Origin of the sequence: Neobacillus sp. B4I6 (assembly GCF_050434045.1) — a bacterium.
Taxonomy (GTDB): domain Bacteria; phylum Bacillota; class Bacilli; order Bacillales; family Cytobacillaceae; genus Neobacillus.
On record NZ_JBNPWB010000001.1, the window covers coordinates 12,872 to 31,775 of the forward strand.

Below are 18,904 nucleotides of genomic sequence, written 5' to 3' on the forward strand. Positions count from 1 at the left end.
TTTAAGAAGGGCGCTTAAAAAACTTCACAAACTTGAAGCCCGTTGACAGCCCTTTTTGCAAAGATTGGGAGAGGTTAAACAAAAAAGGTGTGATAGAGAATGGAAACAAGTTTTCATGGGTTGAAGGTAGCAAAATCAAGCACAGGTTATTTTGTAGGTAGATTTTGTCAGGAAGATGAGGCTAGCACAAAATTTGTTCGACTAACCGATGAGCAGCAAACAAGAAGCCATCCAGTGGATCGAAGCCATGATGGAAGATGTAGCAGAAAGGAAAGAGGGGTAGATTCATCAAGACTAAAGGTGAAAATTCATTGATTTTAAAAGGCTCTTACATATTAGATATGTATAATATATGCCCTTGACTTTGAACCTTGCAGGGTCGTGTTTCTCTTGGAAAGGGAGCAAGTTGCCTCTACTCCAACACCTATCAAGGTTACACGATCCTTCTTCAAAGTAAAGGGACCGCTAACGCTCATATATTATACATAGTGGACATAATTAATTTGGTCCGTTTAATGTGTAAAAGATGTTGAAATTTCACCAAAAAGGCGTACATATTAAACATAATGTACGCCTTTTTTTATGGTCTAGTTAAAGTTCCTCCCTCTTCTTTGTTATTTTTTATTTTTGTGTGATTTCGTCTTGTTTGGAGGCAGCGAGCCCCAAACAAGACGGCATCATCTATGCTGCGCATGGATGCAGCATAAATAACAATAAAAAGTCGGTTTTAAAATGGTACTGTTCCAGAATCTCATTTTTAATAATTTTAAAGGAGACTGTAAAGTAAAAAAATGTACGCGGATCATTTTTCTAACCCTCGAAGATAAAATATTGTTGAATTATTTGTAAATATTAAATAAAATCGACAAACATTTTACAAATGCTTATATATAATGGGGTTAAGGTGATGTTTTTTGTCCAAAAAGGTTTTCCTACATTTTTATTAGGGGAGATGTGATTAATGGATTTTTATGAAAAGTTACCTGCTGATTTTTTAATTGCTTTTTATGATGAAATGATGAATAACATTGAAAAAGGATTATTAACGAAAAATATGTATTATGAATTAGGTTTACTGATTTCAGTTGCTACTCAAAGGGGCATTACATTAAAGCAACCATGCGACTTTGAACAGATAGTCAATCCAAAGGATCTGGATGATTTCATTCAATTAACGCAAAGCGCAACGTAATTAATGATTTTCGTAACCATCTTGTGCACTTTAAACGATGTAAACTTCAAAAGAAAAATCAAAAAAAATTCCCATATTCATCATGTGACAATACAGGACTTTTAATCAAACTTTTTTATATTGTTCATTTTTACTTATTTGATACATCGTGATGAGATCGTCTAATTTCTGACTGTATCGAAGGGTTTCATTGCTTTTTAAGCCGGTTGCTTTTGCAATTTGGATCAATTCTTCTCTTAATTGATTGATTCGATCTTCTAATTTCTCGATCTCGCTAACCATCATCCATTCCCCTATTTTTCTTTAACTGTTTAATTCGATAAAATCGATTTTCTACGCAATTATTATTATGCGAAAAATTTCACACAATTGGAATACATATGACAAAACAACCTAAAAAGTTACAAAAAATGAAGAACTAAGGACTAAAAAGAAGGAAACGAGAGCCCTTTTTAGTTGGTACTTGTCGGCTTCTAGCGGTTTCCACCTGCGAAAATACTGCCTGTAAGTCTAGTTGCTGTTTAGCGATATATGTCATTCTATTTCGTGCTTTCAAGTGATTATGCAATGCCAATGCTAAGTTATTTCAGCATGAAAGCTGAAGGTAAAATGTAGATTCAAAGGAGAAGGAACCCTCTCCTTTGTTTTTTTCATATTTTGTATGTTTCCTCTTATTTAGAGCATCGATCCCAATAAGACGGCTGCATCTATGCTGTGCATGAATGCAGCATAAAAACAATATATGGACTGTTTTGATGTTGACTAAGTCAACGTTTTATTTTATGATTGTGTTGACTAAGTCAACAGGAGGGGATAGGGTGAAATGCTCCACTAAACGAATCATTGAAACGTTTCCGAAATTTAAAAGTAAGTTAAAAGCTTATGAGAACATCTTATTGGTGGAAGAAGCAATGAAAGGATTAACAGATGTTGAAGCTGTATTCCTCAAATTAGCTTGGTTTTTTGAAGCTCCTGAACAGGAAAGTTTTAATATTGGATTGTTGTATCACCATTTAGAGAATGATTGGCTTGAACTCGCGTTAGAATTAGTGACCCAGTTCTTTCAAGAAGATACGTATTTAATTCAAAAACCTACCCATTCCATTCTTCGAGAAACGCCGGATGATTATTTTAATCAAAAGCAGTTTGCTGATTTCTTATCAGAACATGGCTTGAATTATGATAAACGGAAATTAAATGTGTATTACAGTCGAGGAAAAATACCGAAAGCGGATGTTGAACTTGCAGGTACCCCCTATTGGAGTAAATCTACAGTCGAAACGTATTGCGAACAGGAGAAGAAACGAACGAAAAAGGAATAAGGTAGGAGCTGTTAACAGCAATGTAGCTTGGGTTTCCAAGCTGTTTTTTTCTTTATATTGTATTGTGAATGAGTCGGTGAACTTTTTGTGAATAAACCAGGGATTTCATATACGGTTTACTGTTTGGTAAGGATGAGAATACACAAGTTAAAGTAAAAGACGATATTCCACACTTTTTCTTCAATTATTTCGCAATTCAAAATAAAACCTACATTCTATCTATCTCAATATCCATAATTTTGGTAAAATACTTATAAAAGCTAGTTTGAAAGAATCGTAATTAATATCATCATTATGGGTTCGTCATTTTTGATATTTTGCCAATAGGTTGCATTATCAAAAGGGGATTAATACATGTGGATTTGGATTATTGTTTTTGTTCTGTTTATCGTCCTATTGATCGTGATTAAGGAGGCAGGCTATTATCTTTTTAATCAATATTTATACGGGTCTAAATATGAAAAGCAACTAAAATGGAAGAAAAGAATGATGACCCTTTTCACTTTATTTAAGAAAAAATTACAAATAGATATACATCAAACGAAGAGAGCAAGAGTTCATAAGGAAATCATGTAAGAAAGAAAAAGTAATAGGCTAACTGTACTTTTCTGTGGAGGGGAAAAATGATATTCAAGGCAAAAGAAATAGCAGAAGTGGGAAATCATATTCTTTTTAAGAAAGCAATCAAAGGGATTGTTGAGAAGGTAAATGAAAATTCAGTCATTGTGAATATAACCGAAAATAAGACGGAATTGAAATTTGAAGGAAATAGAACCGTTGTGGCACATAAAAATTACAAGATTTTGGTTGTGCATGATGTGAATGAAAACGTCATATATACTCAATTTTAAATGAATGGATTCCTTTTTTGGACAATAATTCGGTTTTTCCAGAGAAGATAAAGGGAGGATTTTGCCCATTTAAATTAACAGTAAATATATAACTATAAGAAAATTATTCTGAAAATTCAATTTAAATTTGAAAATGTAAGCGTTTTCTATTATAATAAATAGTGGGTTGGATGGCATGCGTGGCCGTCAGCGTATCTGGCGTAGGTGGGGCCGATACTAGGGACAGATGTAGATTGTCCTTATAATAAAATACTTAAATGTTCGTTAAATATGTGGAAAATGGGTGAAGGAGAATAATAAGAAAAACTTCATATCAATAATACGTACTGGATCGATTAAATCGCTATCCAGTTTTTTATTGGGAATTAATACTTCGATATTTCGAAACGACTATTACGACACCGTTCATTCTCTAAAATTTTAAAGATATGAAATGGGAAACGGTTGAAATGATTACCCTCTAATTGTGGATCATATTTGTTATGTTTGCACTCGTACCTATAACAGCCCTTCACAGCTTAAGCGTAGCTGGAAGGGCTAAGTATTTTGAACTAGCGGAAACACTGAAAACTGTTCACCGTTACATTCGTTGTATTTCATTCATTGTTTCGTTTTGTTCCATTTGATTTAATTCACTCCTTGTGTATCTATTGGAGAAAAATAACACTAGGATGAAAAAAATCAAGCAACCACCCATTACCAACAAGAAATATTGCAACCCTAAAACGAGAACTGAAAACTCCATTCAAATCCCCCTCGTATAATGACTTGTCTTCTATGTATTTCTATGAATCTGAAAAAATCCCTTCTATAAAGCGCAATAATGTAAAGGTTTGACCTTTTTATGGTAAGTATTTATTTGACCATTACATTGGTTAAGGAAAAGAAATCAAGATTGATGGTGGATCTCAGTTCATCCTGAATTTGAATTTTTTTCTTTAGAGGATCTATTTTTGTTACAAATCCAACGCGTGAAGTAAAAAAGCCGTTTGTCCATGTGGTAATTTCTAATAGCCTTTTGGTGGCCATGCCTTCAAATAATAGCCGTTCCATCTCTTCAATTTTTGTTTCATCGAGATGTGGCCTAGGAGTTTTTTGATCATCCTCCCAAAGATCCTTCAACATTTTTATGGTTTCGGGCATGAAAAAACCATTCCATTTTTTCATACCACGATCTTTATGATCTCTATTCATTAAAAATTCCTCTCTCTATATATTATAGGAACATTCGTTCTTATTGTTCAAGGGGTATGTTACAAAATTTTAGATATTCCTACATCCCCCTACAGATTTTTGCCAGTCAGGCAGCCTTAAGGCTGCGATTTTTCTTTAGAAATAAGGACTTTATAATCTTAAGGTTAAAAGCATACAGAACGACTTTGGGCGGCAGCACTACGGACTGATCAAAAAGGAAAAAGCACCTTTCTGTCATTCCGTACGTGTCGCTTCGGCATTAAATGGACCGATAACCACGGTCTGTAAGGCTCACGCCTACATTCCGTAGGTTCCTGTTCCATTTACGGCTTAAACCGCCATACCGAACGAGCCGAAAACCGGAAAATCAAAAGATTGAAAGATCAAAAGAATATAAGACAAAAGGAGAGCAGCCGAAACGGCTGCTTTTGTTGTTTATTTTTCCCTTTTGCCTTCCGAATCGTAAAACAGCGCAAGCCTTCTAAGCTTCCAGCCGGCAGGACACCCGAACCTTTCCGGCTAGAAGCTAAGAAGGCTAGTCAATCGGTCAAGGGGCAAAAAACTTTTTTGCATAAAGGAGCTATCGCAACAGCAAAAAACTTTTTGTGCGAAGAGCACCCTTGACCCATTGCCTATGCGTGTTTTTCGTTCTACTTGCAAAAGGGGAAAAATCATCCCCCTTTGGGGAACTTACTCGCTTCGCAAGTCAAAAGGGAAAAGAAAATCATTAGACCAAACATCAAAAATCTAAAATCATTAGCAAATCAAAGGAGGAAAAACAAGATGACAAAAAGCGTGTATGAAATCATTACGGAAAAAATCATCGGAAAATTAGAAAAGTGCGTTGTACCGTGGCGCCAACCATGGACCAATTCAAATGCGGTCAATTGGAAAACACAAAAGCCATACCGGGGAATCAATATTTTCCTAGTGGAACCAGGGGAATATGCTTCCAAAAAACAGATTTTAGATGCGGGTGGACGAATTAAAAAAGAGGAACTAAAAAATTCCCATATCATTGTCTATTGGCTTTGGAAAGAGAAAGAAGACGAAGAAACAGGGGAAAAAAAGACCTTTGCCAAACCCTTTTATTATCGAGTTTGGGAGATTAATAAACAGTGTACCGGCTTAGAAAGTAAAAGAAGCAATGAGTATGACCCTATCGAAAAAGCGGAAGAAATTTTTAAAGGATATATAAACTCACCAGATTACACGTTTCAATCGGGTAAAGCAGTCTATTTCCCGACATAGGATAGAATCAATTGCCCACCTATCAAAGATTTTAACGTTCCGGAGGAATTTTATTGTACTTTATTTCACGAAATGGCGCACAGTACAGGACATCAAAGCCGTTTAGCCCGCCCGGGTATTATGACTGAAGGAGTGGCATTCGGGGATGAGATTTATTCCAAAGAGGAATTAGTAGCGGAAATGGGTACGGCGATGTTGTGCGGAGTGTCCGGAATTGATAACAGTACCATCGAAAATAGCGCGAGCTATATCGATTCATGGTTACGAGCTATAAAGAAAGATAGTCGATTAATTTTACAAGCAGCTGCTCAAGCACAGAAAGCAGCCGATTATATTTTAGGAGAAACAAATGCACATTCGATAGAAGAAAATTAAAAGGAAATAATCACTTATTAAATCATAAGCACAAATTTCACCGGCTGCCAAATCAGCCGGTGAAAGGATAAATCTATATCCATAGTAAACTAATAAAAGGAGTGAATGAATATGAAGGTTTTTCAAGTAGTTTATTTTGCAAAAGGCTTACAAAGGGTATCGATTATCGTTGCCAAAAACCAAGAACAAGCAGAAGAAATGGTTTCTAAAGACCTTGATTTGAAAGATTACGAATTAAATCGTATCAAAGAATGTGAACTGAACGCTAGAAATATTATCCATACGGAAGTGATTGAAGTTATTTGATACAAATATTAAGAACCCAGATTCCCTGGAATACTTGTCATTTTAATCATATAAGAGACCAACACCGGCTATATTGTTGCCGGTATTGGTCACGGATGGAGGAAAAAAACATTCGTTTTTTTCTCTTGATGAAAGCAGGCATCGAGCCCTGCTGGATGGTTGCTGCAGCAACCTAAAACCTTTCGTAGATGATTCGGGGGAGAAGGAGATGTTTGGATGTAGGTTGGGCTGAAATCCTTTAAAATTAAGAGATTAAAAGAATAAAGGGTAACAGGAAAACTGATTATTTTCGTACTGTTACATCTGTTCGTAAATGGAGCAATGGATTTCTCATTGGGGTAGAAAGTTCAAAAACCAGGATCAAAGGAGAGGATCTGTATGAAAACTTGTCCATATTGCGGCAGTCATATCGAAAGAATGGATCATCAATATTACTATTGTGATTTTTGTTGCATGAATATTGATATCAGGATTGTTAAAGAGAATTGCGAAAGACTAGACGTTCGATTTCGTGATTTTGTTTTGGCTGCTCAGATCGATAAGACGACACCTGAAATCATGACATTATCCACCTTTGAGATTCTGTATTTGCTTAAAATGATACGGAAAGAGCGAAATGACATGTATCATTATATGCATGTGTTTCGCCGTGCTGGTGAAGAAAGCAATGATTTTAAAGAAGCTGAAAAGGAATCAGGCCAGGATTACATGTATTTCACAAAAAAGGCGTTCGTCGTGGAAAATATCATTCGGACCCGTTTAGGGTATGTGCCGGAACGGATCACGGAAAATTATCTGGTAAATTATCTGCAAAACATCAAAAATGACAAAAAAACCGGTCCTATGATTATTCGGACACAGCGGAAGGAAAAAAAGGTCAATGAAAAGGGGTAACGGAGCTTTAAATATAGCGGGAAGTCGGGTATACCTATTTTTGTATACAGCCATGCAAAAGTGCCACCTCTGCCATTTTCCAGTGCCACTTCGGACAGATTTTAGAGCCACCTCTGGGATGACGAGAGCCACCCTATGATACGTTGACGGACTAGACGTGCACTTTACATGGAGAGGCGGGCATGATAGCCTTGTTGGCTTAGCCAGCCTTATGAATGCTGGCTTTTTGGCTGGGAATCCATGCCCGTAGAGGCTCCATGTAAAGTGACAATCTGGTACCACTGACTAATTGCAGAACCCTTTTTTATTGGTGGCTGTCCTACTGGCACTTGTGGCTCTCAACTTTGGCATTAGTGGCACCGAGTCATGGCAATATTCAATTTTATAATACTTTTGTACTTGAGTATTGTAGGTTACTGCTATTGCTCTGGCTGATCCCCGTTTCCGTGAATAAAGATATATAAAAAAAGCTGATTCCCTTAGCGTACGAGAAATCAGCTTTTTTTTTCCATTTAGTAATTAGTGTGAGTTGCACGTCAAAATGTTGGAGGTACCCCTAGCGTAAAAAAATCAGGGTTTTATCTTCTGAAAAATGTCTAACATACGATATCCGCGTTTTGTCGGCAGGACTCCTTGTTGGATGACAATAGAGATGTTTCATTACAAATAAAGTTGTTACATTTACAATAAAGGTGTTTAAAAACGCCAGTCATGTTATTCCATTAAAGGGCCATTATATTGAATAAGAGATTGCATAAACTCCATTTTTTTATGCAGCCACCAAGCTTCTGAAGAAGCCGAAAACGTTGATGTATCAACGATGTATAAAAAACATGCATAAACGATAAAAACGAAGTGACGCCAAACCTTTGGTACATATAGGTTTGGCGTTTTTGCGTACTTCTTAAAATTGTGTTTATGTTAACTAGCTTTATATATGATATACATGTTGTTTACCAGCTAAACAAGTTATTTTTAATTATTATCTTTGAAATTTTGTGAGGGAACCATTAGATGAAATTTAGGTTTAATTATGATCACAATAAATTTGTTGATCTTTATCTATACCTTTTATATCTGCATACTTATTACCCCATTCACACATTGTGTTTAATACTGGTACAAATGATCTTCCTAGATCAGTTAAGCTGTATTCTACTTTTGGTGGTACCTCTTTAAATATTTCTCTTCGTACAAGTCCATCTCTTTCTAACTGTTTCAATTGATCTGTTAAGACTTTTTGTGTAATTCCAGGTATTAATTCGTAAAACTCTTTTGTCCTTACTGATTTTTGACTCAAGAAAAAGAGTATTAAACATTTCCATTTTCCACCTGCAATGTTCATAAAAATGTTGATTCCAGTATTATAGTTAACCATGTGCTGTCCCTCCTGAATATGCACTTAAAAGTGGCTATACCACATTTTTGTACGTTATTTTCTTATTTATTATTGCTTACTATAATTAAAGGAGCGATAAATAAAAATTTCGGAGTTGTTATAATGAGTGTAAAAAATATTTTGGAAAAAAGACGTTCAGTTAGACATTATGATTCAAGTTATAAAATAAGTTCAGAAATTCTAACCTCATTAATTGAAAGTGCAAGTAAGTCACCTAACGGAAATAATATTCAAGCAACTCGATACCTAATTATTGATGATCTAGACTTAAGAAATTTATTGCTACCTATAGCTTTTAATCAACAACAAGTGGTAGAAGCTTCAACTTTAATTGTTATGTTGGGTGATTATCAAGCATTTGATAAAGATAATATTATTAAGATACATGAAGAAGGCTTTCAAGCAGGTTTTTTTGATGAATCGCTAAGAGATTATCTAGAGAATGCTGCAATAAAATATTATGAAAATAAATCAAATGAAGATTTAAAGCTAGAATTAACTAGAGATGTAAGTCTTGCGTCAATGTCATTAATTTTGTTAGCAAATGAAGCAGGTTTTGAAACAATTACTATGTCAGGCTATGATTCTAAGAAATTAAAAGCAACCTTAAATATTTCTGAAAGGTATTTAGATGTTATGCTTATAGCTATTGGTAAAGGTGCTAAAGCCGGTCATAATACCGTAAGGCATAATGTAAATAAGGTAATGTATAGAAACAAAATAATTTAGTGTTCTATTATCAGATGTTAAAGATGAATACCAAAAAATATTTATCATTGGGTTTAGTGTAGGGGCAACTGTAGCTTGGTTATGTAGTGAGGAAGAATGTGTCGATGGAATAGTTGGATACTATGGTTCACGTATTCGGGATTATGTAGAATTAACACCACAATGTCCTACTATGCTATTCTTTCCGCAAGAAGAACAATCATTTAATGTGGACGAGTTAATTTTAACTTTAGATAAAAAGAATATCGAATTACATAAATTTAACGGAACGCACGGATTCAGTGACCCCTACTCGCCAAAATATAATGTAAAATCTGCACAAAAAGCATTTAGCGAAATTGGTGAATTTTATTGTGAAACATTAATTAAATTAACTAAGGTGTTATTAAGCTAACGGGTGCAGTTCTACAATGAGAAATTCCAGTTGGACAGAGATTGAACAAATGAAAGTCGTATGGAATATTGTTGATACCGAATTGTTACAAAAGACAAAACCTAGAACACAAGAAAGAAAACGGGTAATTGAAGGCATTGCAAAAAAGTTATTGGTAGATCCTGATTTTAAATAGACTAAAAACAGATGTCCCGGAAAGGACAATTAAACAACATATTGGGGTGTGGATTAGCTATTTAGAGGGTAGATCACCGAGACCGCCTCTAATTAGATAGATAAATCCATGTTGAAGCAGTGACACAATAATAAATTTTGAAACAAAGAGTCCTTTTCCAGGGCTCTTTTTATTTTACCCACAGGAGGTATGGAAAGAATTGGGAGGTCTTTTATTTGACTTCATTAAACCGTAGTTAAACCAACTAGACAAAAAGAAAGGCACGTTATTCGGAAAGCCTAGGCAGCTGAATAATGCACCGAAACGGTTGCTTTTTACGAAGAGGTAAAATTGACGATTGGCATGATATACTTTAATAGGTTTAACTTTTCAATATGAAAGGATGACTTATTAATGTTAAATAATTTTAATCCCGACCAATATCTTTATCATTTTACAACGTATACAACTGCACTTGAGCATATCTTACCGAATCAAACAATTAGGTTTAGTCCTTTTGAAAAAACAAATGATCCAAGAGAAAGCAAAAATTGGAATTTCACTTTGATATGTCCGACCGATACTAATATTGCTAGTAATGAATCTTTCTTTGAATTACAAAAAGAAGCAAACTGCATCTTAAAAGAGAATACTAAATTACTATGTTTTACTCGGGATGTGGTGTTACCCTCGGATCCTTTAAGCTTTATTAGGGGAAATGGTTTTTCACATCCAAGAATGTGGGCTCAATATGCCGGTAACCATAGTGGTATTTGTTTAGTATTTGATAAATCTAAATTAACAAAAATAATTAATGATACTTTTGCTGAAAAAGGAACCATTTATCAAAATCATGTTTCTTATGATTCATTCTCAGAGAAACATGGAATGGCTTTTTATTTGAATTATGATGATGTGGAAAATAATGGAATAAAATTAAGTGTAAAAAACCACTTAGATAAGTATATTAACGAATTGTTTTTTGTGAAAATGCCTGATTGGAAAGATGAATGGGAACTCCGTTATGTTTTATTTTCTAATCAGGATAAAGAATATGAACATGTGAAATATGAAGATGCGTTAGTTAGGATAATTATTGGTGAAGATTTCCCAAATGTTTATGAAACTTTGATTGTCGAATATTGCAGGAAGTATAATATTTCTGCTAGTAAAATGGCCTGGAATAATGGGATTCCTGGATCAGTGGGAATTTATGACCATAAATCTGGCATAAGTAAAATAAGAAATCCATTTTAGAAAAGTATCATGATATATAGAGTCCTTATGGGGCTCTTTTTATTTTACCCACAGGAGGTATGGAATGAATTGGGATGCTTTTTATAAATGGAATAATTACAGTTCAACCTCTTTATATAGCTGATTTTACAAGGGTTTTAAGTGTTGGTCAAATATTAAATGGAGAGATTAATGCAAAGAATTAATTGTCTTTTTTTATGTCAATATAGGTCAAAAGGTGGTATAATTTGGTTGATTATAGTCATTATGGAGGATTGCATGGGAGAAAATATTGAAAAGGACATAATATTTTTTAATTCTAAAGAAGATGCTGAAAATAGTATGAAAGGAATGTGGTTTAGACCAGATGGTTGCCCATTTTGTCAACATTCTATTTCTGCTGAATACATACTGCTGTATAACAAACAATTTTAGGAAAGGATTACTTGGTGGTAAAGAATTACTTTGCAAATGTCCAAGAAATTCATGTGAATCCTTATTTTTTGCTGTTTATGAGTTTGACAATCATCCACATAACTTTAAAGATAATGATGGTAATATTCAAATGGTTTATGTGTATAAGTATAGCTATCCAAAAGGAAAAACAAAAATAAAGTTTCAAGAAGAAATTCAGGATATATCACAACAATTTGTTGATGTATATAACCAAGCAAGTATTGCAGAGCAAGAGGGATTACACCTTATTTGTGGTGTAGGATATAGAAAAGCATTAGAACATTTAATTAAAGATTTTATTATATCTTAAAAGCCTAGTGAGGCTGAAAAGGTAAAGGGAACTCCCTCCATTTCTTTTTGTATTAAGACATATATTGAGAATCAAGACATAAAAGAAATGGCAGAAAGAGCAGTATGGTTAGGTAATGATGAAACTCATTATGTTAGAAAATGGGATGATAAAGATTTAAAAGATTTAAAAAATCTAATAGATTTAACAGTGTATTTTATTAGCATGACAATTAAGGCGAATAAATATAAAGCTGAAATGATTAAAAGCTAATCATCTTATTTTATAGCTTACTATGTTTTATCTTGAATTATGTAGGAGGAGAAATAAATTGAAAAATATGTTTCAAGGTTTTTTTAAATATACACAGGAAGAATTTAATGAACTATGGAGGGATGCAATTTTTGTTGTTGATACAAATGTATTGATAAGTTTTTTTAAATACACAACAAAGGATACTTATAAGACCTTATTTGATATTCTAAAAGACCTAAAAGAAAAAAACAGGCTATTTATACCTCATCAAGTAGCATTAGAGTATTTTCATAACTATGAAGGTAACATGAACAGACAAAAAGATGGTTTAAATCTACTGGCAGGTAAGTTAAAAAAATTAAAAATAGAAGCTAATAAAATCTTTAGTACAGTTGAGAGTGAACATCCCTACATAATAAATAAAAATTTTAAATTTATTCTTAATGATTTGGAGCAATCCAATAAAAAAATAGATGAACAGTTAGCTACTGAAATTGAATCATTGCCAGATGTAAATGAAATACAAGAGAACATACTAGAGCTAATGAATTGTATTATTGGTGAACCATATAAACAAGAAATGATTGATCGCATAGAAAGTATTGGTAAGGAAAGGTACCTTAATGAGGTACCACCAGGCTGGGAAGATGCAAGTGAACCTAAAAAACATACTTTTAGAACATATGGTGGTATAAAGTATCAACAGCTTTATGGAGATTTGATTATGTGGCATCAGATGATGGAAAGAGCTAATAAAGATAAGGATAATCCAAAACCAATTATTTTTATAACAGAGGAAAAGAAAGAAGATTGGTGGGAAAAAGAAGGTACTGCCTTTAAAAGACCTCAACCCCATTTAATACAAGAATTTCTAGAGAAAACATCTCAAAAATTCTACATGTACAGAGTAGATAGATTTGTAAAGTTAGCAAAACAACATTTAGATGCTGATGTTTCTGAAGAACAGATTGAACAATTTACTACTCAGACTGAGCAAATTAGAAAGGAAGATGGACAGTATGAGGTTGATTACAGAATTAATGTAGATATTAATAAGGTAACAGAATACTTAAACTCTGCTGAAAAAGTTGTTTTGGACCAGATGTTTGAATCAGCCTATAGCTTAGACATAGATGGACCAGAGGCTAATTATAAATTTAATAGAGCCATTGAATGGGCAATAAAAGCAGCATTACCTAGAATGGAAAGCACACTTAGAGGACTTGCTCATGAATTAGCCCCTTATAATCCAGCAAATGCTAGAGGAGCTATTTATACTCTTGAAAATTTACCAATTAGAATTGATGTAAAGGCTAAAATTATTTTAAGTTCCATAGAACATGTAAGAGAAAAGCTTGATTTTTATCAGGGTCAAGGATATTAATTCATTCTAAAGGTATATATCTTAATCAATTTTTCCATTTAACACTTATTGTTAGGAGTATTAGCCATGCCAAAACCTCTTCATTTAGTACTCAAGTTTCCTGTGGATTATAAAATTGCTGGAGGTGCCACAGATACAATCACTGAGCACAAGCTAGTTTGTGATAGGAACAATAGATTAATATGGGGACAAGGCTCTCAAAGAACCTCAGAGGGTGTCTCAGATAAGAATAAAAGTAAACTAATTGATCAAATCACTAAAGGTGTTAATACATATACACTCTTCTTGGCAAATAATAAAGGCAATAAAGAGCTGTATGTAGGTAAAATGTTAAATATATATGGTAGAGGAAAAATACCATTTGGCAGTCCCTTAACAAACTTCATCCCAAGTTATTATGCCTCTACAGTAGGAACCCCTGCAGACATAAATAATGTATTTGTGGATGTTTGTACTTTTTTTAGGATTGATGACAAATATATTGGTGATATTACTCTAGAAAAAAATGGTGATAGAGTAATTGATGTAAAAAATTCAAGTTCAGTTTTCTTAGTAAACATTACAGAGGAATTAAAGAATTTTATTTCTGATATGCTCTCCAATCCTGAGACAAACTTTCAGTATCAGGTAGAGCAAGAGGATGTCCCTGATGATGTAACTGTAGAGGACAAACCTAAAGGTAAACCTTCTAAAACATCAGGAAGTGGAACTAGTTCATATAAAAGGGATTCAAAAACATCTAAAACAGCAATTGTTACTGCTAAATATAAATGTGAGATTGATATTACTCATAAGGACTTTATCTCAAGAGTAACAAAGAAAAATTATGTTGAGGCTCACCATCTAATCCCAATGGAGTACCAAGATGATTTTCCAACCAACAGCATTGATGTTGAGGCTAATATAGTTTCATTATGTGTAGGCTGCCACAAAAAACTTCACCATGCTGAATATGCAGTCATTGAGCCATTAATTGAAAAATTATATGATGATAGAATTGACAGACTTAAGGACTGTAATATAGGGCTACCCAAAGCTAAATTGCACAGCTATTATAAATAGTACCATTATAGATATTAAGGATATTATTTGTATTAAGGGTGAATTAAATGATTTTACTATTGATATGATAAATAAGTCCTTATACTTTGGAAAATCAATTACAGTCATAGATAAATAACAAGCAAAGCTATGACCTCAGCCATACAGCATATGCCTGATTGGTTGAAAGAATATAAATTGTTTCTTAACAGGAAAGGGAGCTGAATAAGCTCTCTTTTTCTTGTATATATGGTAAAATATTCTTGTTAGTATATTTCTTGAAATGAGGGGATACCAAATGGCAGTAGTGGGAGAAAGCATTGAGTTGGTAAACATCTTCAAGGTAGGAAATCAGGAAGAATTAGTTATTAGGCTGATGTTTGAACAGCCTGATGAGGTAATCAAAGCAGTTAATAATTTAGCAGTTGAAGAAAGAGACTTTAAATTATATAAGAAACAGCAGGGATTTACTCTTGTTGAGGGTAAGAAAAAGGTAGCAATCATCAGGGATACTACAGGTGAGATAAACTATATTGATGCTGATATTATGGATGCAATAAGAAACCCTTATTTTTAAAATACAGGAGGAGCAATTAAGCTCCTCTTTTTATTTTGTCTTATACTCTTTCAGTGCTTTTCCTAATTGAGATGAAATATCTTGACCAATTGGAATTAAATCCTCTGCTGTTTGGATTGAAATGTATTGACTTGTGATAATAGAATTTATTTGATAATAAAAATACTCCAATTTTAATAAAAGAGATTGTGCCTCCCAAGAAAAATCATTATCATCTTTCTTTTCACTAATATCAAACTTCTCAATAAATTCAATGTTATCACTATGTTTTACCCATTTATCCTGTTTAATTACTAAAGGTATTGGGTGAGTTTTAAAATCCACTTCATCCATAGTAAATTTCTTCATTTTCTTTTTTAAATTTAAGAGCTGAAGAGAGTTATAATCAACCTCTTTCATTACTGAGTTAATAGCTATTCTCTCATTCTTACTTTCCTGTAATTGCTCTCTCCTTCTTTGCTCATTGAATGTTCTGTTGAGGTTAAACCAAGCAACAATACCTCCTACAGTAGCTCCAAGTAATGCAGATGCCATTGGTATATATGTAGTTAATTGAGTTAAAGGGTTAGGGTTAACAGGCATGGTCTTTGCTCTCCATTCACAATAATGTCCATGTAATTATAGCTAATAATACAGAATACTGGAATACATTTACATACAGGTAAAAGAGTAAAAGTTAAAGAGAGGTAGTTTACTGAGAGCTAATGAGGCTCTCTTTTGTTTATTTTCTAAGATACTTTAATTTGATCGCTCAAAGCTCAGCTATATGTAGCTAGATTTTAGCTAATTAAAATCAGGAGGTATCTGCAATGAGTATCAATTACAAATTTAATCAATACAGAGTATCAGGAGAGGCTACAGAGGAAGGGTCTGCTATGGCTTACAGACTTTGCTCTAAGAATGTAACATCTGAGCATATCAGTGGTTATAGAGTAGGTCAGTTTTTGTATCTGCATCATATTAAAGGGATGACAGCTCAGGACATAAAAAAGACTCCTGTAGGCTATGGCATTGCTACAAATATGATTAAGTCCATTCTTAAAGGCTTTGGCAGACAGTCAGGTACAGAGTCTGTAGAGGCATATGAGATTGCTTTGTATATGATTGAGTGTGAGCCTAGATTAAAGATGAGGATGTATCTGCTCTAGTTAAAGCAACTCTAGCAGAGTCTGATTACTTGTATCAGGGTACAGAAAAGACTCAAGGCAGGACTGCTATGTATATGGAGCTAGACCTAGAGGATAGCTTAGTAAGGTTGAAACATGACAGCAGGGATACTGATGTATGGTCTTTGGAATGGAGTTATTAATCCTCAATATGTAGAAATGGCTCAGTCATTAAGAGTCTTAAAGATGGCATCAGGACTGGAGTTAGATACTAAAGTATCCTTAAAAGACTTTGAGGTTATGGATGGAAAGCCTAAGCTTAAAAAGCCTGTTACTGAAAAGCTCAGAAAGGACTTAATAGACTGCTTTGGTCAGGAGGAAGGACATCAGATGTATTTACAACTATTGGCTGCAAAGGCAGATGTAGATGCAAGGACAACTATTACATTACCTCCATATGAGGACATTAGAGCAGATTATGATAAGCATCTGAGATTATTCCCTCAGCTTGAGAAAATGCCTTTAAATATTTTCCTATCTAAATTGGATGGAGATGCAGATAAAAACTATAAAGAAAAATACCAACAATATCTAAATACTAATCAGGAGGAGAATGAATATGAATAAGACAATGATTAAGGAAATGACAGTTAAGGTTAATGAGGTAATGGATGCTAAAGTATCCTTTAATTCTGCTAAGCTAGTATTTACTAAAATGTAGTTATCTACAGTCCTATACAAGAATACTGCTGACTTGTGTGCCTTAAACATCTCCTCAGCCTTATCCTCTAGCTGTCCTTTCATGACATTAACCTTATTAGCTGATACCTGCTTTAATAGCTCCATATCCTCCTCTAGAGCTTTAATCTCAGCCTGAGCTAATCTCATCTCTCCAATATCAGTAACCATCTTTAGAGCCTCCTGCTTAGATACTATCTGCTCCTCTAACTGAGTTATCTGCTCCTGACCTGCTGATACTGTCTCCTCAATCTCATCTAAGAAAGCATTTACTGCATCTTTAGCATCCATATGGAGCTAATGGGAGGCTTTGCTCATTCCTTAAATGGAACTTTTGCATCAGTAAGAGCTATCCTATTAGATGAGCAGATTGTAGCTCAGGCTGACCAAAATAGGATTTACAGAGGCATCCATTTAGGAGCTAGAGGGGTACAGTCTGAGCTTATTAATTTTGAATATGAGGTTAGACCTTATATCCAAAAGTTAAAGTCATAGGTATTGAGATTAAATAAGGATTTAATGAGGAAAGAGAGCCTCTTTAGGAGATGTAGAAAATGGATCAATACTTTTAAGGAGGACTCTGCAAATGCTGATTTTAGAGGTAGTAGCAACAATGATACTAGCTTATAAGGTTATCCCTTTTATGTTTAATGACAAAAAATAAAATTTGCTTGGGAGCTGAGGCTGATGCTTTGGCTCTTTTTTATTTGAGGAGAGGAGGTCAGAAAATGGACAAAAACTTAGCATACAGTAGTTTATATCTATACCATGCTAAAGAATTGAAACTGTCAGAGGTATCTGCAAGGGTAGGACTTAATGAGAGAGTAATTAGAGCAATTGTTAAAGGAGTTAGGATGCCTGAGGTCTGTAATGATTTCTTTGCTGATAGAAAGTCAGGAGACTATAACAGGACATATCCTAAGCCTGAGTATAACAAAATGAGCAAAGCTGATTATATTGCTTTAGAGAGCAGATATATGAGCATAGTTTACAAAGGATTAGTATCTCTAAATGAGGTCAGGTCTTATCTGTTGGAGGATGATGTAGAGCCTACACAAGCATATAAACTGTTTAAGAGCCTGGAGGTTTTCTAGAGGAGAAAAAGTCTGAGATGTTAGATGCAAGGCTTAAAGCTGTATTAGATGTCTTATCAATGCCTACTAAATGGAGGATGACTGATGAGGGATTGCTGACAGTTTATCCTGTACCTGTACTTGATGAGCAGCTCAGAGTCAAAGAGGTTAAGTATCAGGAGCATAGGAGCTTTTATATCCCTGATGAGCTTTGAGTAGATTGACTAAATAAATAGTAAATGATGAGGAGTTTATCTAATGGATAATAAGGGGATTGCAGAGTCTCTGAGAGCAGGATTAAACAAGACTCAGGGTAATAAGTCATCAGGATTATTAAAGCTGACAGAGGCATTTAAAAAAGCTCTCTGAGGCAGAGGCTGATGAAAAAAGAGAATAAAGATAGTGAGTAGGAGATGTCTGAGGCTTTCTCCTGCTTTTTCATTAACTGATTTTCAGGCTTTCATGTCACAGTTTTAAAACCAGCTCTAATTATAGTAATGGATAACTAAATAACTGAGGAGGATATGACCATGGATCAATCAACAAATAAAAAAGAGGTTATTACTTTTAAGACTAAAGAAAAAGTTACAGTTTATGTACATGGTAAGCCTAACTTTAATATGTGGGCAAAGAAAATGATAGAGTTGTACAATCAAAAATTAAATACATCAGCTAGTTAAAAGGAGGA

28 protein-coding genes and 1 pseudogene are annotated in these 18,904 nt (G+C 34.1%); 23 read left to right on the forward strand and 6 right to left on the reverse strand.

What is annotated here, in order from left to right; all coding sequences use genetic code 11:
• Positions 1–99: 99 nt before the first annotated feature.
• Together QF028_RS00100 and QF028_RS00105 are read left to right on the forward strand one after the other, a co-directional pair.
• The gene (locus QF028_RS00100) at positions 100–315 is read left to right on the forward strand and encodes a hypothetical protein (RefSeq protein WP_429463153.1); all 216 of its coding nucleotides are present in this window, start codon (positions 100–102) and stop codon (positions 313–315) included.
• A gap of 646 nt (positions 316–961) precedes the next feature.
• On the forward strand, positions 962–1,192 hold the full coding sequence (locus tag QF028_RS00105; RefSeq protein ID WP_168244600.1) for a hypothetical protein: 231 nt from the start codon (positions 962–964) through the stop codon (positions 1,190–1,192).
• Between the two features lie 105 nt (positions 1,193–1,297).
• Here the strand turns inward: QF028_RS00105 and QF028_RS00110 are convergent, their stop codons facing one another.
• Positions 1,298–1,477, reverse strand: coding sequence for a Spo0E family sporulation regulatory protein-aspartic acid phosphatase (locus QF028_RS00110; protein WP_429463155.1), 180 nt, complete (start codon positions 1,475–1,477; stop codon positions 1,298–1,300).
• Between the two features lie 533 nt (positions 1,478–2,010).
• Between QF028_RS00110 and QF028_RS00115 the strand changes: the two genes are divergently transcribed.
• The 3 genes from QF028_RS00115 to QF028_RS00125 all read left to right on the forward strand — a co-directional run bounded on the left by QF028_RS00115 (position 2,011) and on the right by QF028_RS00125 (position 3,365).
• Positions 2,011–2,514, forward strand: a complete 504-nt coding sequence (locus QF028_RS00115) for a hypothetical protein (protein WP_429463157.1) — start codon at positions 2,011–2,013, stop codon at positions 2,512–2,514.
• A 354-nt stretch (positions 2,515–2,868) separates the two neighbouring features.
• Entirely contained in the window at positions 2,869–3,090 is a 222-nt protein-coding gene (locus tag QF028_RS00120) for a hypothetical protein (RefSeq protein WP_429463158.1), read from the forward strand.
• 47 nt (positions 3,091–3,137) lie between these two features.
• Positions 3,138–3,365 carry a DUF2187 family protein gene (locus QF028_RS00125; protein WP_088090879.1) on the forward strand — a complete coding sequence of 76 codons (228 nt, stop codon included), beginning with the start codon at positions 3,138–3,140 and terminating at the stop codon, positions 3,363–3,365.
• 580 nt (positions 3,366–3,945) lie between these two features.
• On the opposite strand, the gene QF028_RS00130 is transcribed toward QF028_RS00125, so the two are convergent.
• Positions 3,946–4,110, reverse strand: coding sequence for a hypothetical protein (locus QF028_RS00130; protein WP_429463160.1), 165 nt, complete (start codon positions 4,108–4,110; stop codon positions 3,946–3,948).
• 110 nt (positions 4,111–4,220) lie between these two features.
• A complete protein-coding gene (locus QF028_RS00135; protein WP_429463162.1) occupies positions 4,221–4,559 on the reverse strand; it encodes a YolD-like family protein in 339 nt (112 codons plus the stop codon).
• A gap of 783 nt (positions 4,560–5,342) precedes the next feature.
• Between QF028_RS00135 and QF028_RS00140 the strand changes: the two genes are divergently transcribed.
• The 4 genes from QF028_RS00140 to QF028_RS00155 all read left to right on the forward strand — a co-directional run bounded on the left by QF028_RS00140 (position 5,343) and on the right by QF028_RS00155 (position 7,385).
• A complete protein-coding gene (locus QF028_RS00140) occupies positions 5,343–5,810 on the forward strand; it encodes an ArdC-like ssDNA-binding domain-containing protein (RefSeq protein WP_429463165.1) in 468 nt (155 codons plus the stop codon).
• Between the two features lie 6 nt (positions 5,811–5,816).
• Entirely contained in the window at positions 5,817–6,185 is a 369-nt protein-coding gene (locus QF028_RS00145; RefSeq protein ID WP_429463714.1) for a zincin-like metallopeptidase domain-containing protein, read from the forward strand.
• A gap of 105 nt (positions 6,186–6,290) precedes the next feature.
• Positions 6,291–6,491, forward strand: a complete 201-nt coding sequence (locus tag QF028_RS00150) for a hypothetical protein (protein ID WP_429463168.1) — start codon at positions 6,291–6,293, stop codon at positions 6,489–6,491.
• 378 nt (positions 6,492–6,869) lie between these two features.
• Positions 6,870–7,385, forward strand: coding sequence for a hypothetical protein (locus QF028_RS00155; protein WP_429463170.1), 516 nt, complete (start codon positions 6,870–6,872; stop codon positions 7,383–7,385).
• Between the two features lie 1,027 nt (positions 7,386–8,412).
• On the opposite strand, the gene QF028_RS00160 is transcribed toward QF028_RS00155, so the two are convergent.
• On the reverse strand, positions 8,413–8,763 hold the full coding sequence (locus QF028_RS00160; protein WP_429463172.1) for a winged helix-turn-helix transcriptional regulator: 351 nt from the start codon (positions 8,761–8,763) through the stop codon (positions 8,413–8,415).
• A gap of 123 nt (positions 8,764–8,886) precedes the next feature.
• Between QF028_RS00160 and QF028_RS00165 the strand changes: the two genes are divergently transcribed.
• From QF028_RS00165 to QF028_RS00205, 9 genes and pseudogenes are all read left to right on the forward strand, one after another.
• Positions 8,887–9,513, forward strand: coding sequence for a nitroreductase family protein (locus tag QF028_RS00165; protein WP_429463174.1), 627 nt, complete (start codon positions 8,887–8,889; stop codon positions 9,511–9,513).
• A gap of 4 nt (positions 9,514–9,517) precedes the next feature.
• Positions 9,518–9,907 (forward strand): annotated as a pseudogene (locus tag QF028_RS00170) (dienelactone hydrolase family protein); the annotation flags it as partial.
• A gap of 16 nt (positions 9,908–9,923) precedes the next feature.
• The gene (locus QF028_RS00175) at positions 9,924–10,082 is read left to right on the forward strand and encodes a hypothetical protein (RefSeq protein ID WP_429463176.1); all 159 of its coding nucleotides are present in this window, start codon (positions 9,924–9,926) and stop codon (positions 10,080–10,082) included.
• 393 nt (positions 10,083–10,475) lie between these two features.
• The gene (locus tag QF028_RS00180; RefSeq protein WP_429463178.1) at positions 10,476–11,318 is read left to right on the forward strand and encodes a DUF2971 domain-containing protein; all 843 of its coding nucleotides are present in this window, start codon (positions 10,476–10,478) and stop codon (positions 11,316–11,318) included.
• A gap of 346 nt (positions 11,319–11,664) precedes the next feature.
• Positions 11,665–12,063: a hypothetical protein gene (locus QF028_RS00185; protein ID WP_429463180.1), complete on the forward strand. Its 399-nt coding sequence runs from the start codon at positions 11,665–11,667 to the stop codon at positions 12,061–12,063.
• An 87-nt stretch (positions 12,064–12,150) separates the two neighbouring features.
• Positions 12,151–12,315, forward strand: coding sequence for a hypothetical protein (locus QF028_RS00190; RefSeq protein WP_429463181.1), 165 nt, complete (start codon positions 12,151–12,153; stop codon positions 12,313–12,315).
• A gap of 67 nt (positions 12,316–12,382) precedes the next feature.
• On the forward strand, positions 12,383–13,681 hold the full coding sequence (locus tag QF028_RS00195; RefSeq protein ID WP_429463716.1) for a PIN domain-containing protein: 1,299 nt from the start codon (positions 12,383–12,385) through the stop codon (positions 13,679–13,681).
• A gap of 66 nt (positions 13,682–13,747) precedes the next feature.
• Positions 13,748–14,743: an HNH endonuclease gene (locus tag QF028_RS00200; RefSeq protein WP_429463183.1), complete on the forward strand. Its 996-nt coding sequence runs from the start codon at positions 13,748–13,750 to the stop codon at positions 14,741–14,743.
• Between the two features lie 277 nt (positions 14,744–15,020).
• Entirely contained in the window at positions 15,021–15,299 is a 279-nt protein-coding gene (locus QF028_RS00205) for a hypothetical protein (RefSeq protein ID WP_429463185.1), read from the forward strand.
• Positions 15,300–15,329: 30 nt separating this feature from the next.
• Here the strand turns inward: QF028_RS00205 and QF028_RS00210 are convergent, their stop codons facing one another.
• Positions 15,330–15,881: a hypothetical protein gene (locus QF028_RS00210; RefSeq protein ID WP_429463187.1), complete on the reverse strand. Its 552-nt coding sequence runs from the start codon at positions 15,879–15,881 to the stop codon at positions 15,330–15,332.
• Positions 15,882–16,108: 227 nt separating this feature from the next.
• Between QF028_RS00210 and QF028_RS00215 the strand changes: the two genes are divergently transcribed.
• Together QF028_RS00215 and QF028_RS00220 are read left to right on the forward strand one after the other, a co-directional pair.
• Positions 16,109–16,447: a hypothetical protein gene (locus QF028_RS00215; protein WP_429463189.1), complete on the forward strand. Its 339-nt coding sequence runs from the start codon at positions 16,109–16,111 to the stop codon at positions 16,445–16,447.
• A gap of 114 nt (positions 16,448–16,561) precedes the next feature.
• Positions 16,562–17,032 carry a hypothetical protein gene (locus tag QF028_RS00220; protein ID WP_429463191.1) on the forward strand — a complete coding sequence of 157 codons (471 nt, stop codon included), beginning with the start codon at positions 16,562–16,564 and terminating at the stop codon, positions 17,030–17,032.
• On the opposite strand, the gene QF028_RS00225 is transcribed toward QF028_RS00220, so the two are convergent.
• A complete protein-coding gene (locus QF028_RS00225; RefSeq protein ID WP_429463193.1) occupies positions 16,997–17,314 on the reverse strand; it encodes a hypothetical protein in 318 nt (105 codons plus the stop codon). The two genes, QF028_RS00220 and QF028_RS00225, sit on opposite strands and share 36 nt — an antisense overlap.
• Positions 17,315–17,871: 557 nt before the next feature.
• On the opposite strand from QF028_RS00225, the gene QF028_RS00230 reads away from it, so the two are divergent.
• The 3 genes from QF028_RS00230 to QF028_RS00240 all read left to right on the forward strand — a co-directional run bounded on the left by QF028_RS00230 (position 17,872) and on the right by QF028_RS00240 (position 18,896).
• On the forward strand, positions 17,872–18,237 hold the full coding sequence (locus QF028_RS00230) for a hypothetical protein (RefSeq protein ID WP_429463194.1): 366 nt from the start codon (positions 17,872–17,874) through the stop codon (positions 18,235–18,237).
• A gap of 17 nt (positions 18,238–18,254) precedes the next feature.
• On the forward strand, positions 18,255–18,431 hold the full coding sequence (locus QF028_RS00235) for a hypothetical protein (protein ID WP_429463196.1): 177 nt from the start codon (positions 18,255–18,257) through the stop codon (positions 18,429–18,431).
• Between the two features lie 315 nt (positions 18,432–18,746).
• Positions 18,747–18,896, forward strand: a complete 150-nt coding sequence (locus QF028_RS00240) for a hypothetical protein (RefSeq protein ID WP_429463198.1) — start codon at positions 18,747–18,749, stop codon at positions 18,894–18,896.
• The last annotated feature ends 8 nt before the right edge of the window (positions 18,897–18,904 follow it).